Here is a 12,345-nt window from a genome sequence, read left to right as displayed (position 1 = left end):
CCACTAGCAGGACTTCGACATGCAGACCGTATTTCAATCCATCCAGCGTAACGCCAGCCGCCTGACCCTCGCCGCTTTCGCGGCTACCTCGATGCTGATGGCCGGTTGCGCTTCCGCGACCACGATGATTTCCGACGCATCCGTGCCGGCCACGCTGGCCCACGTGTCGGCCGATGTGATCTACGTGCGCGGCTTCGACGTGAACGCGAACCAGGTACGTGTCGATGACAACGTGATGCACCGTGTCAAGGCCATGGCGACTGGCAATGCCGGCGCGCTCTCGCAGGACCAGACCGCGCTCGATGCACGCAATGCGGTAGCCGACGAAATCGTGAGCGATCTGCGGGCCAAGGGCTTGCATGCCGAGCGTATCGACGGCCCGGTGCCGACTGATGCCAACGCGCTGATCGTCGAGGGCCGCTTTGACAAGATCGACGAAGGCAAGTCGCGTCGCCGGATGCTGATCGGCCTTGGCGCGGGCAAGAGCGATGTGTCGGCGTCGGTGCAGGTGTTCTATCAACCCGCGCACGGCACGCCGGTGCCGGTCGAGTTGTTCCAGACCAGCGCCAACAGTGGCCATATGCCCGGAATTGCGGAGACCGCAGGCATCGGAGCCGCCGCTGGCGCGCTGACGACCGCCGCCGCGACTGGTGCGGGTGTGCATGGGGCGACGGAGATGATGCGCGACAGCATCTCGGCGGAGGCCAGGCGCGTGGGCGACGCTGTCGCGAAGCAGGTGGCTGGCGTGGTGGAGAAGCTGTCGAAGACCGTTTGAGCGTCGGTGGGCCTGCCGGGCGCAGGCTCGCCGGATAGTGCGGTGACTCTTGAGAGACAGGGGAAGACAGGGCTGCCAGGGCAATCCCGCCAGCTCTGCCCGATTTCTGCTTCCAGGCAATGGATGAGGCCGGTACCCGCCAAAAGGCTTTTCTCGACCTGGCGCATCAGATACATTGGCGTTTCACGAACGGGTCAAGGTGCCGCGAAGCCGTGAAACACTACTCCTCCGAAAACTTCCACCTCACGCAAAGCATCGGATTCCATCTCAACCGGGCACGCAACATCCTGTTGATGGAGATGGATGCCGCACTGCGGCCACTCGACATCACGGGCCAGCAGATGGGTATCCTGCTGTCGCTGACGCGCGGCGTGGCCACCACGCCGTTCGAGATCAGCAAGGTGCTTGGGATCGATACCGGCCTGATGACGCGGATGCTCGACAAGCTCGAGAGCCGGGGACTGCTACAGCGCCAGCGCAGCATCGAGGACCGGCGGGTGATTCATCTGCTCCTGACGGACAAGGGCAGGGAAGTGGCGGCCCGCATTCCCGAGATCGCGCCCGAAGTGCTCAACCACCGGCTGCGCGATTTCTCCACGGAGGAGTTCTGCGAGTTCCTGCGGCTGCTGCGCAAATTCACCGATTCCGACTAGGCCGGACCAGCGATTCGCTGGGGTGAGCGGCGGGTGCCGCTTCCCCCTTCCCCCTTCCCGCGAGCGGCGGCTTAATCGAGCAGGCGCGTCAACGCAGGCGGCAGCCCCGCGTTGGGTTTGCGCGGTGGGCGCGCAAAGCTGCCCTCTCGCGCGCTGCCGGCTTGCAGCGCCACCAGCGATTCGCAATGCCGCACGGCGCTGCTGACGCCGTCCACCACCGGTACCGGAATACGGCCCTTGAGCGAGCGGGCCAGTCCGGCCAGCGGCGCGCCGGCCACGATGATCACGTCAGCGCCGTCCTCGCGCACAGCTTGCAGCGCGAGTTCTTCCAGACGTGCCGAGTGGTCTTCCTGCACGCTGCCAATATCGCGCAGCGGTTCCTGCAATGAGCGGATGCTGGCCAGCCGGTCGCCCAGGCCATTGGCCGCCACGCATTCGCGATACCACGCCTGAATGCGGTGTGAAATCGCGATGATGGAGAAACGCTGCCCCAACAGGCAGGCGCTGGTCAGCGCGGCTTCCGTCATGCCTACCACGGGCACGTCGAACAACTCCTTCAGACCGGCCAGGCCGGGGTCGCCAAACGCGGCCACGATCAGACCGTCGAACTGGCCCGCGTGCTCGGCGGCGGCGCAGGCGGTGGCATAGCCACCCACCAGTGCTTCAAAGCGCGTTTCGATATAGGCCACGCCGAACGGGGCGGTTGCCATCGTGATGCGGGTGTCCGGCGACGCAGTGCGCTGGGCTTCGGCGTGAATCAGGTCGGTGACCGACTCACTGATATTCGGGTTGACGATGAGCAGGTTCATGGCGAATCAGATCTCGGGTTGTCCAGCTTCGAGGAACTTGCCGCGGCCGGCCGCAGGCTCCAGGTACTCGCCATTGCGCACGATCAGTTCGCCGCGCGAGAAGGTAGTCATCGGCCAGCCGGTGACCTCGATGCCTTCATACGGCGTGTAGTCCACCGCGTGGTGCAGGTTGGCGTTGGCGATGCGCACCTTGCGCGTGGGGTCCCAGAGCACGATGTCCGCATCGGCGCCGACAGCAATCGTGCCCTTGCGCGGGTAGAGTCCGTAGATCTTGGCGGGGCGGTACGACGTGAGTTCCACGAACTGGTGCAGCGAGAGCTTGCCGCGCGCCACGCCGTCGAACAGCAACGGCAGGCGGGTTTCGATTCCCGGCACGCCATTGGGGATGTGGTCGAACGGCTGTGCCGTGCCACCCAGCTTCTTGCCTTCCGGATCGTCGTAGTTGAACGGCGCATGGTCCGACGAGAACACGCTGAACACACCATTGGTCAGCGCGCGCCAGACGGCGGCCTGGTTCTCCGGGTCGCGTGGCGGCGGGCTGCAAACGCACTTCGCGCCTTCGTAGCCGTCGTCGCCGCCCATGCCCATGTCCTCGGCGGTCAGGTACAGGTACTGCGGGCAGGTCTCCGCCAGTATCTTCATGCCACGACCCTGCGCCCAGCGGATCTGCTCGATGGCTTCCTTGCCGGAGACGTGCACGATCAGGATCGGCACGTCCACCAGTTCCGCGAACGTGATGGCGCGATGCGTGGCCTCGCGTTCGACGGCATCGGGGCGCGCCAGCGCGTGGAAGCGCGGCGCGATGCGGCCTTGTCCCACGAGCTTGTCGGTCAGCCACGAGATGCAGTCGGCATTCTCGGCGTGCACCATCACCAGCGCATTGTTTTGCCGCGCCACGTCGAGCACGGACAGCATCTCGCGGTCCGACAGCTTGAGGTCGTCATAGGTCATGTAGACCTTGAAGGAGCTATAGCCCTGGCGGATCAGTGACGGCAGTTCGTCCTCCAGCACGGCGGGGGTGGGGTCCGCCACGATCAGGTGGAACGCGTAGTCGATCACGGCGCGGCCATCGGCGCGGCGGTGATAGTCGTCCACGGCCGCCTTGAGCGACGCGCCTTTCTCCTGCGCGGCGAACGGGATCACGGTGGTCGTGCCGCCGCACGCAGCCGCGCGCGTGCCGGTGAAGAAGTCATCGGCCATGCGCATGCCGTCGGGCATCGGTTGGTCCAGGTGGCAGTGGCCGTCCACGCCGCCGGGCAAGGCCAGCAGGCCGGTGGCGTCGACTTCGCTGGCAGCCGGCGGCAGGTCGTGGCCAAGTGCCACGATGCGGCCGCCGCGCACGCCAATGTCGCAACGGTAGCGGTCGGAGGCGGTGACCACGTCGGCATTGCGGATCACTAGGTCGAGATTGTTGTCTGCGGGCATGGTCGTCACTCCGAGGGGTTGCCGGTCATTCGACTTCGCGGAACAGGCGGCCCCAGCCCTGCAGCGCGCGGGTATCAACACCGGCCAGACGCAGCGACTTCCACACCACGGTGGCGATCGTGTCGTAGACCGGGATGCCGGTCTCGGCCTCGAGCGCTTCCACCAGATGCGCGGCACGCAGGTTGGTGCAGAACGTGGTGATGGCCTGTGGCTTTTCGGCGGCCAGCTCGCGCACCATCTTGCGGACGGTGTCCTCGTCCACTTCGGCGAAGCTGTAGTTCACATGCAATCCCAGGTGGCGCTCCGCCGAACAGTCGAAACCGCTGCGCTGGTAGTTGGCGACGATGCGCTCCTGCACATCCTGCAGGTACGGCGTGGCCAGGCCGAAGCGGCGTGCGCCGGTCTTTTCCAGGATTTCGTTCAGGGCCAGCACGGAGGTGGTGGCGGGGATGCCCGTGGCCTCGGTGATCTGGCGGCACAGCGCTTCATCCTTGTCGAAGCCGAGCCAGCCCGACGACGTGCCGTTCCACGCGATGACGTCCACGCGGGCATCGGCCAGCAGGCGAGCGGCAGCAAGGATCTTCTCCAGATCGAACTGGCCGAGCGCCTGATCGCGCAGCGAAATCTCGGTCACGGTGAAGCGCGAGAAATGCGCGCTGACATTGGGCAGGCCGCTGACCATCGCGCTGGTGATGGGTTCGAGCGCGGTGTTGGAGGACGGCGTGAGCATGCCGAGGCGAATCTGTCTGGTCATGATGGGTATTACTCAGGAGTTCAAACGGGCGCCGTCCGCAAGGCGGCGCCTCTGTGTGCGTGTGGGAATTTGGGGTTCCAGCGCTGCGGCGGTACCGTCAGACCGGAATTTTCTTTTCGTAGTCGATGTTGGTCGACGCCAGCAGCAGGCCGATGCCGCAGGCGGCAAAGAACATCAGTGCCAGGAAGTACGAGCCGGTGGCCTGGACGATCAGGCCGACGATGATCGGCACGCTGATGCCGGCGATGTTGCCGCCCAGGTTCATCACGCCGCCGAGGAAACCTACCTTGTTGCGGGTGCCCAGCATCGACGGCACGGACCAGAACAGGCCGCACCAGCGCAGGAAGAACAGGGTGGAGGACAGCAGCACCACGACCGCTACGGGGTCGGTGACGTAGGCGACCGAGAAGATCGACACCGTAGCCACCACCGCGGCGATGCCGAACAGTGTGCGCATCACCACGTTCGGGCGTCCGCCGGCTTCCTTCCACTTGTCGGCGATCCAGCCGCCGAGCAGCTCGCCGACGAATCCGGCGAAGAAGATGATGAAGCTCGCACCGCCCATCTGCTTCAGGTCGAAGCCGCGGGCCTTGCTCAGGTAGGTGGGCATCCAGGTCAGCAGGCCGTAGAACACGGCGTTGAAGCACATCCAGCTGATGGCCATGCACCAGACCGAGCGGTACTTGAAGAAGTCCAGCGAACGGCCGCTCAGGTTGGTCGGCTCCTCGCTGTGCTCCAGGGCAAGCGCGTCCTCGATATGGCGGGCTTCCTGTTCATTCACGCCCAGGTGTTCGCGCGGCGAGTTGCGGATGTACCACCATGCCACGAAGCCGGCCAGCACCGTGCCAACGCCGGCCACCACGAACGACAGGCGCCACGAGCCCAGTTCGCTGATCAGCCCGGCAATGATGAGCGAGCCAAGTGCCGCGCCCAGCGGCGCGCCGCCGTCGAGCAGCGTGGCGCCACGACCGCGTTCGTTCTTCGTCATCCAGATGGCATTGAGCTTGCCGCCGGCCGGGTAGATCGGCGCTTCCGCAGCGCCGAGCCCCAGCCGCGTCAGCAGCAGCGAGGTGGCATTGGTGCAGACCGCCGCCAGCGCCTGGAACGCGCCCCAGAACACGGTGGCCGTAGCGATCACGATGCGCGGCTTGTACTTGTCGGCCAGCATGCCGCCCGGCACCTGCATGACGGCATAGGTCCAGAAGAACGAACTCAGGATCAGCCCCTGCATGGCGGGACTCAGGTCGAATTCCTTCGCGATCAGCGGCATGGCCACCGACAGCGATGCGCGGTCGATGTAGTTGATTGCCACGAGGAGCAGCATCATCAGGAAGATCTTCCATCGCACGCTGCTGCGGGGAACCGCGAGCGAGGCCGCGGCGGGGCTTGTGGATTGCATGACGGGTGTCTCCTTGTCCTTGGTGCCTTCGATGAGGCGTTTGGTTTAGTGTGTCGCGCAACTGGACGCAGTATAGGATACGTAATCTGTAATTACAACATCTGTAAGTCGTTGATTTATATAGATGACGAATGCACAGATTAGGTGTGTGGTAGCCTCTTGATGGTGCAAATTCCCCAACCTGGTGATGTCTGTGACACAAGCGCTTCCCAAAACCGCCCGGCTCCGCACGCTGGGCATGTCCGCCGAGATCGCGGCGCGGTTGCGCACGATGATTCAGGAAGGCGAGCTGCCACCGGGCGTGCGGATCGACGAGAAGGCCTTCTGCGAGGCCTTCGATGTGTCGAAGACGCCGTTGCGCGAAGCGCTGAAGGTGCTGGTGGCCGAGGGGCTGGTCCTGCATCGCCAGTACATCGGCTATCGCGTGGCGCCGCTCGATCTCGACGAACTGCGCGCCACATTCGAGACGTTGCATGGGCTGGAGGCACATGCCGGGGAACTGGCGGCGCGGCGGCTCAGCGATGCAGCCGTGACCAAGATCGAACGCCGGCATCAGGCCATGATCGACGCGCACGACGCCGGACGCCGCACTGACTACTTCCGCATCAACCAGGAAATCCACCAGCTCATCATCGACGGTGCGGGCAACACCGTGCTGGCCGGCATCTATGCGATGCTGATGAGCAAGGTCCACCGCGCCCGTGGCGCGGCCAACGCGGACATGCTGCGCTGGCAGGAATCGCATACCGAGCACGAGGAGATCATCGCGGCGCTGCGCGAGCCGGGGCGTCCGCGCCTGGCCGACGTGCTGCGACGGCATTCGGAGAACACGGCGAAGGAGGTGTTGCGCGTGGTCGAGCAAACGCTGGCCGAGCCCGCGGCGCGCGCGGCGGGTGGCGGGCGGCGCTGACAGGCGTTGACGATTTCTCTCCAAACCTGAGGGACCTGCCGTTTTTCCGATGGATCCGCATCGCTCTTCAGGAATACTGAAGACGGCTTCACGGATTGTGGCTGGCTGCGCCGCCTGACGATACCTATAGTCCACGCCAGCGCGACTTTCCCCAACCGCGACGACACTGGAGACATAAAACATGATCAGGACATGGGTCGGCGCGTGCGCCGCGGTTGCGACGCTGTTCGCCTCGACCGCTCAGGCAGAGGACATCCGCGTGATGACATCGGGCGGATTCACGGCGGCCTACAAGATCCTGGGTCCGCAATTCGCCGGGGAGAGCGGCAACACGCTGGAGACGACGCTTGGGCCGTCGATGGGGCAATCACCGGAAGCCATTCCGAACCGGCTGGCGCGCGGCGAGCAGGCCGACGTGGTGATCATGGTCGGCTACGCGCTAGACGATCTGATCAAGAAGGGCGTGGTCGATCCGAAGTCGCGCGTCGAACTGGCTGATTCGCGCATCGGCATGGTGGTGCGGCAGGGCGAGGTGGTGCCCGATATCCGTACCGTGGACGCGCTGCGTCGCGCGCTGATGCAGGCGAAGTCGATTGCCTATTCCGATAGCGCCAGCGGCGTTTACGTTCAGCGTGAACTGTTCAAGCGGCTCGGTGAGCCGGAGGTACTGGGCGCCAAGGCGAAGAAGATCGAGAAGACCCCGGTGGCCTCGGTCGTCGCCAATGGCGAGTACGAAATCGGTTTCCAGCAGGTGAGCGAGCTGTTGCCGGTGTCTGGTGTGAGTTTCGCCGGACGGATCCCGGAGGACGTGCAGTCGATCACGCGTTTCGCCGGCGGGATTCCTGTCAACGCTGCACACCCCGCGCTGGCAAAGGCATTGCTCGACTACATGGCTGCGCCGGCCGCCCAGACGATTGTGAAGGAGACGGGCCTCGATTCCGTCCCCCACTAGGTTTTTCGGAGACTGCAGTACTGCCCCGGGGCCGGCGTTTGCCGGCCCTTTTTCATTGGGCGCGGATCTGGGCGATCACCACGAGGATGACCGCCGCATTGCCGGGCTGCTGGAAATGCGAGGAGATCGTCCGCGCATGGCCAGCCCTTGCGCCCAGCACATCCACGAGCAGATCGGAGGCGCCATCAATGACCGCCGGCTGCTGCAGCCAGCCTTCCGCGCTGGCGATATGGCCTTCCACCCGCACGATGTGATCCAGTCGGTCGAAGCCACCCAGGTACGCGCGGATCTGGGCCAGTACGTTGAGCGCGGCCAGCACGGCGGCGCGCTGGCCTTCTTCCAGGGTCAGGTCCCTGCCGACCTGCCCCTGCCAGACGACCTTGCCGTCGGCCAGCGGCAATTGTCCGGAAACAAAGAGCAGGTCGCCTGCCTGGCTGACGGCGGTGTAGTTGCCCAAGGGCCGGGGCGGATCGGGCAGCATCAGGCCGCGCGCCGCGAGCCGTTGCTGCACGAAGGTATCGAACGAGTTGGCATGGATCACGAGGTGGCTCCGGTGATGATCACGGGACGGTGACGGTTGGGGCAGGGGCCGCCGTTGCTCGCAAGGGGCGCGGCGACGGCGGCACAAGACCATTCAGCGGCCGGCGCTGTAGCCGCCGTCTACTGCCAGCACGGTGCCGGATACGAAGTCCGCCTTGGCGAGGTAGAGCACGGCGGCGTTGATCTCGTCGATGCGGGCAATGCGGCCCAGTGGATGCAGGCTACCCAGCGCGTCGTGAGTTTCCGCCGCGTGCATCGGGGTGTCCGTCACGCCGGGCGCGACTGCATTCACGGTGACGCCGAACGGCGCCAGTTCCAGCGCCAGGGCCCGGGTGGCCTGATTGAGGCCGCCCTTGAGTGCCACCGCCAGCAGAGCCGGCACGCCGGCGTGCGGCTGCAGCGCGATCGATGCGGTGATGTTGATGATCTTGCCTTGCCGGCGCTCGCTCATATGCCGCGCGGCTTCCTGGGAGGGATACAGCGTGCCCTTCAGGTTTGTCGCGATCTGTAGCTCGATTTCCTCGGGCGTGAACTGCACGAAAGGCTTGGCGGAGAAGATGCCGGCGTTGTTGACCAGCACGTCGACATGACCGAAGCGCGCAATGGCCTGTGCGAAGACTTCGCGCGCGGTGTCCGGGAGCGCGACGTCGCCAGCCACGCCAACGAAGCGTTCGCTGGCGTCCAACTGCACGGCCGTGGCTTGCAGGCGTTCCTGCGAGCGGCCGGTGCCGACCACGTTGTACCCCTCCTTCAGAAAGGCCTCGGCCAGACCCAGGCCGATGCCGCTGGTGGCGCCAGTGATGATGACGGTGGGATGCGTGTTGCTCATGATGTTCTCCAGAGAGATGGGTGACGGGGCCGGCGTAGCGTTTGCACTGCCGCCTCCGGTTGAACACACTCTATTCCGGCATCAGAAAGCAAAAAACGGGGTTGTGTACACTTGTTCTGTTACATGAGGTAATAAATATGCACAGGCACTTCGACGACGTCCTGCTCGGCAGCATCGAGCTGTTTTGCCTCGCGGCCGAAGCGGGTAGCTTCACCGCCGCTGCCAACACCGCCGGGGTCACGCCGGCGGCCGTAAGCCGCTCGATCTCGCGGCTGGAGAAGCGCCTGGGCGTGCGCCTCTTTGTGCGGTCCACGCGCAGCATCCGGCTGACCGAGGGCGGCAGGAGCTACTTCGAGCAATGTCGTGGCGCGCTCAACCAGTTGATCGAGGCCGAGCGCAAGGTCACGGGCGAGCAGGTCCAGCCTTCGGGCACCTTGCGTATCAGCGCGCCGACGACCTACGGGCACTACCGGCTGCTGCCCTTGCTGCCCGCCTTGCGCGAGCGGTTTCCTCTCCTCAGGTTCGAGGTCCAGATCGGCAACCGCAATATCGATTTCCACGAGGAGAACTTCGATGTGGCGATCCGGTTCCGCGCGCAGCCGGATTCGACGATGGTCTCGCGCCATCTGGAGGATGCGGAACTGGTGGTGGTGGCGAGCCCTGGGTATCTGAAGCGGGCCGGACGGCCGCAGGCCCTGGAGGATTTGCAGCAGCACGAGTGCATTCAGTTCGATCTGCCCAGCAGTGGCCGGCCGATTGCGTGGCTGTTTATGGATGGCGGCCGTGAACGGGAGGTGCTGGCTACGGAAAGCCACTATCTGTGCGCCGAGGACGTGCTTGCCGGCGTCACCCTGGCCAGGTCCGGCGCCGGTCTGTTCCAAACCTACCGCTTTATTGTCGAACGGGACTTGGCCGACGGCACGCTGGTCGAGGTCCTGCAGCCATTTGCTGGCCGGTCGCGGCCAGTCAGTCTGATGTACCCGCACGGGCGCCTGCTGCCGTCGCGGGTCCGGGTCTTCGTGGATTTTCTGATGGTGCATGCCGCGGCCCTGGCAAGCGCGCGGGGGGCGGGGAAGCCTGCCCGGGGCTAGCGAATGAGCGAATGGCCGGGCGGCGGTTGTTTCGCAAGTGGCCGTGAAGAAAGCGTCGGCCGAACCTTGTCACCCTCCTTTCTTAGGGAAATCGTCTCTATCTTGTAACGGCGTCAACCGATAATATTTCAAGGCGTTACGAAATATTACGGAGCCAGGCCTGCGTTCCCCACATCACATTTCAATGAGACGGGCCGGCTCGCAAGCCTCAGCGCGCGTATCGCTTGGGGCCAGGGTTGAATCCGCGCACGCCAGGCCCGAGCCAGGGCGGTGTGTGCCATACAAGGGGAGCAGTCAGTCGTGCATGAACCAGTGTCGTACTTGCAGGGGCTCGTCCACGCCCGTGCGGGGGGGCTTGTTGACCTTTATCCGGCGTACTACTTGCGATATCTCGCCTCAGTGGCGTCGATATCCGCATTCTGTTATCCGGCGGGCAGCCGCAAGTGGTTGACGCGGCGTGCCAAGCTGATTGCGCTGTCGGCCGTCCGGGCCGGTTCGGCACGGTCGTGGCTGCGCGCCGCAGCTGCCTCGCCGCTGCTGCAGCGGGTGGTGGTGGCGCGGCCGTTAATGCTGGAGAAGCCATTCCGGCCGCTTGGCGCGCTGGGTCTGGGCTTTGGTGACCGGGCGAGGTTGGTGGTGGACCACTACGTGCTGGCCGAAGCCGCACTGCCCGTTTGCGTCTGCGATCGAATCTATCTGTCCGGCGGACTCCGGTGGATGTCCGAGGATGGGCGCTACGAGCTTCGCCTGGCCGATTCCGGCCCGAATCCCAAGGAAGGCGAGCTGGCTTTCTACTGGACCGATATCGAGACCGGGGTTTGCCTGACGCAGCTGAGCTTCTATCTCAGGCGTGGCGACCACGGTCCGGAAATCTATGTCGGCGGCCTGCAGGGGCCGATGGGCGAGCAGAGCCGTGAATGGATTCGCCTTGCCACCAAGGCCAGCGAAGGCCTGCGGCCCAAGGATGTCGTGATGGAGGCGTTGCTGGCGTTCGCCGCACACGTTGGCGCCCGGCGTGTGGTGGGGGTGTCCCGTGCCAATCACGTTAGTAGGCAGCGCAACACGCCGCGTGAAATCCTGGCTGACTACGAAGGCTTCTGGGCGGAGTACCACGGCACGTCGCTTGCGGATGGCAACGTCGATGTGCCGATCTGCCAGCCACAACGCGATATTGCGGAGATTCCTTCCAAGAAGCGGTCGGCCTGGCGCCGCAAGCAGGCATTTGCCGAAGCGGTGCGCGCGACGGTGGCGGACTGGCTGCGTGCCGACGCGGTCCCCGCCGGCAACGATCCCCAACTTCCTGTTGCCGCAGCTGTCGCTGCCTGATCGCGTATCGAGAAGTGTGATCGTGGTAAACCCTAGTAGTCTAGTTACCTAGACTTTTAATAGAGTCCGATATCGACTTGGCGCGCCGGCTGAATGCCGGCGCGTTTCGTATGCCGGACGCCAACGACCTCCTCTCTCGCAGCCGCGAACCCGTCTATCTACAGCTGGCCACGATCTTTCGACGACAGATCGAAAGCGGCGCGTGGCGGCCGGGTGAACAGATTCCTTCCCTCGAAGCGCTCTGCCGTCAGTACGGCGTGGCGCGCATGACCATGCACAACGCCCTTTCCCGTCTGGACGAGGAAGGGCTGGTCGAGCGCTCGCGTGGCCGGGGGACGTTCGTCAAGGCCGGCGGCCGTGAATGCCGGCGAATGGCGTTGCCGATCAACTGGAACCAGGCCGTGGCCGTGGGCGACAAGCTGTCCACGGAGGCCATCGTCGAATCCACCGCCGATGTGCCGCTGCCTGATGACCTGGGCATGCCCTGCGACGGCCGTCGCGCCGATGCCTACCATTTCCTGCACCGCGCTCATCGCACCGATGGAAGACCGTTCGCCGTGGGCGAGGTCTATATCGCCGCCGATGTCTTCGCGCGCGACCCCGAGGCCTTCCGCCACGGCGCGTCGGTGCCGGTGCTCGACCGATTTCCCGGCCTCAAGGTCAATGCCGCGCGGCAGCGGCTGTCGATCGTTCCGGCCGGTGCCGAATCCGCCAGCGCGCTCGAACTGGCCGTGGGCGCCCCCGTGGCCGAACTGCGGCGTTTTGCCTGCGTCGACGACGTGATCGTCTATTACGCGCGGATCGAATTCCCGACCGAGTATGTCTGCCTGGATTTCGATCTGCTCGCCCCCCATTCCTGACAACACCCACCAAATACGGAAC

The 12,345-nt window shown here is 65.0% G+C and carries 13 protein-coding genes; 7 read left to right on the top strand and 6 right to left on the bottom strand.

What is annotated here, in order from left to right; translation table 11 throughout:
* Positions 1–19 precede the first annotated feature (19 nt).
* Together RN01_RS00565 and RN01_RS00560 are read left to right on the top strand one after the other, a co-directional pair.
* Positions 20–775, top strand: a complete 756-nt coding sequence (locus RN01_RS00565; protein WP_017512591.1) for a DUF4410 domain-containing protein — start codon at positions 20–22, stop codon at positions 773–775.
* Between the two features lie 212 nt (positions 776–987).
* Positions 988–1,428 (top strand): MarR family winged helix-turn-helix transcriptional regulator, encoded by a 441-nt coding sequence (locus RN01_RS00560; protein WP_024568967.1) that lies wholly within the window; start codon positions 988–990, stop codon positions 1,426–1,428.
* 71 nt (positions 1,429–1,499) lie between these two features.
* Here the strand turns inward: RN01_RS00560 and RN01_RS00555 are convergent, their stop codons facing one another.
* The 4 genes from RN01_RS00555 to RN01_RS00540 all read right to left on the bottom strand — a co-directional run bounded on the left by RN01_RS00555 (position 1,500) and on the right by RN01_RS00540 (position 5,815).
* Positions 1,500–2,237, bottom strand: a complete 738-nt coding sequence (locus tag RN01_RS00555; RefSeq protein WP_024568966.1) for an aspartate/glutamate racemase family protein — start codon at positions 2,235–2,237, stop codon at positions 1,500–1,502.
* A gap of 6 nt (positions 2,238–2,243) precedes the next feature.
* On the bottom strand, positions 2,244–3,662 hold the full coding sequence (gene hydA / locus RN01_RS00550) for a dihydropyrimidinase (RefSeq protein WP_024568965.1): 1,419 nt from the start codon (positions 3,660–3,662) through the stop codon (positions 2,244–2,246).
* A gap of 25 nt (positions 3,663–3,687) precedes the next feature.
* Positions 3,688–4,416, bottom strand: coding sequence for an aspartate/glutamate racemase family protein (locus RN01_RS00545; protein WP_017511595.1), 729 nt, complete (start codon positions 4,414–4,416; stop codon positions 3,688–3,690).
* Between the two features lie 97 nt (positions 4,417–4,513).
* On the bottom strand, positions 4,514–5,815 hold the full coding sequence (locus RN01_RS00540; protein WP_017511596.1) for an MFS transporter: 1,302 nt from the start codon (positions 5,813–5,815) through the stop codon (positions 4,514–4,516).
* Positions 5,816–6,002: 187 nt separating this feature from the next.
* On the opposite strand from RN01_RS00540, the gene RN01_RS00535 reads away from it, so the two are divergent.
* Positions 6,003–6,725, top strand: a complete 723-nt coding sequence (locus tag RN01_RS00535; protein ID WP_017511597.1) for a GntR family transcriptional regulator — start codon at positions 6,003–6,005, stop codon at positions 6,723–6,725.
* Between the two features lie 181 nt (positions 6,726–6,906).
* Positions 6,907–7,677 carry a substrate-binding domain-containing protein gene (locus tag RN01_RS00530; protein ID WP_017511598.1) on the top strand — a complete coding sequence of 257 codons (771 nt, stop codon included), beginning with the start codon at positions 6,907–6,909 and terminating at the stop codon, positions 7,675–7,677.
* Between the two features lie 52 nt (positions 7,678–7,729).
* On the opposite strand, the gene RN01_RS00525 is transcribed toward RN01_RS00530, so the two are convergent.
* On the bottom strand, positions 7,730–8,218 hold the full coding sequence (locus tag RN01_RS00525; protein ID WP_017511599.1) for a RidA family protein: 489 nt from the start codon (positions 8,216–8,218) through the stop codon (positions 7,730–7,732).
* A 93-nt stretch (positions 8,219–8,311) separates the two neighbouring features.
* Positions 8,312–9,046, bottom strand: coding sequence for an SDR family NAD(P)-dependent oxidoreductase (locus RN01_RS00520; RefSeq protein ID WP_017511600.1), 735 nt, complete (start codon positions 9,044–9,046; stop codon positions 8,312–8,314).
* Positions 9,047–9,183: 137 nt separating this feature from the next.
* On the opposite strand from RN01_RS00520, the gene RN01_RS00515 reads away from it, so the two are divergent.
* The 3 genes from RN01_RS00515 (at position 9,184) to RN01_RS00505 (ending at position 12,323) form a co-directional block, all read left to right on the top strand.
* Positions 9,184–10,137 (top strand): LysR family transcriptional regulator, encoded by a 954-nt coding sequence (locus RN01_RS00515; RefSeq protein WP_024568963.1) that lies wholly within the window; start codon positions 9,184–9,186, stop codon positions 10,135–10,137.
* A gap of 300 nt (positions 10,138–10,437) precedes the next feature.
* Positions 10,438–11,463 (top strand): VirK/YbjX family protein, encoded by a 1,026-nt coding sequence (locus RN01_RS00510; RefSeq protein ID WP_029699503.1) that lies wholly within the window; start codon positions 10,438–10,440, stop codon positions 11,461–11,463.
* 110 nt (positions 11,464–11,573) lie between these two features.
* A complete protein-coding gene (locus tag RN01_RS00505; protein WP_011518410.1) occupies positions 11,574–12,323 on the top strand; it encodes a GntR family transcriptional regulator in 750 nt (249 codons plus the stop codon).
* The last annotated feature ends 22 nt before the right edge of the window (positions 12,324–12,345 follow it).

Source organism: Cupriavidus sp. SHE, from assembly GCF_000812445.1.
GTDB classification, from domain to species: Bacteria; Pseudomonadota; Gammaproteobacteria; order Burkholderiales; family Burkholderiaceae; genus Cupriavidus; species Cupriavidus metallidurans.
This window is presented reverse-complemented; position numbering and strand designations above follow the sequence as displayed.

Coding starts and splice junctions, on each gene's coding strand:
- RN01_RS00565 (WP_017512591.1), top strand. CDS start 20: ATGCAGACCGTATTTCAATCCATCCAGCGTAACGCCAGCCGCCTGACC.
- RN01_RS00555 (WP_024568966.1), bottom strand. CDS start 2,237: ATGAACCTGCTCATCGTCAACCCGAATATCAGTGAGTCGGTCACCGAC.
- hydA (WP_024568965.1), bottom strand. CDS start 3,662: ATGCCCGCAGACAACAATCTCGACCTAGTGATCCGCAATGCCGACGTG.
- RN01_RS00545 (WP_017511595.1), bottom strand. CDS start 4,416: ATGACCAGACAGATTCGCCTCGGCATGCTCACGCCGTCCTCCAACACC.
- RN01_RS00540 (WP_017511596.1), bottom strand. CDS start 5,815: ATGCAATCCACAAGCCCCGCCGCGGCCTCGCTCGCGGTTCCCCGCAGC.
- RN01_RS00535 (WP_017511597.1), top strand. CDS start 6,003: ATGTCTGTGACACAAGCGCTTCCCAAAACCGCCCGGCTCCGCACGCTG.
- RN01_RS00530 (WP_017511598.1), top strand. CDS start 6,907: ATGATCAGGACATGGGTCGGCGCGTGCGCCGCGGTTGCGACGCTGTTC.
- RN01_RS00520 (WP_017511600.1), bottom strand. CDS start 9,046: ATGAGCAACACGCATCCCACCGTCATCATCACTGGCGCCACCAGCGGC.
- RN01_RS00515 (WP_024568963.1), top strand. CDS start 9,184: ATGCACAGGCACTTCGACGACGTCCTGCTCGGCAGCATCGAGCTGTTT.
- RN01_RS00505 (WP_011518410.1), top strand. CDS start 11,574: ATGCCGGACGCCAACGACCTCCTCTCTCGCAGCCGCGAACCCGTCTAT.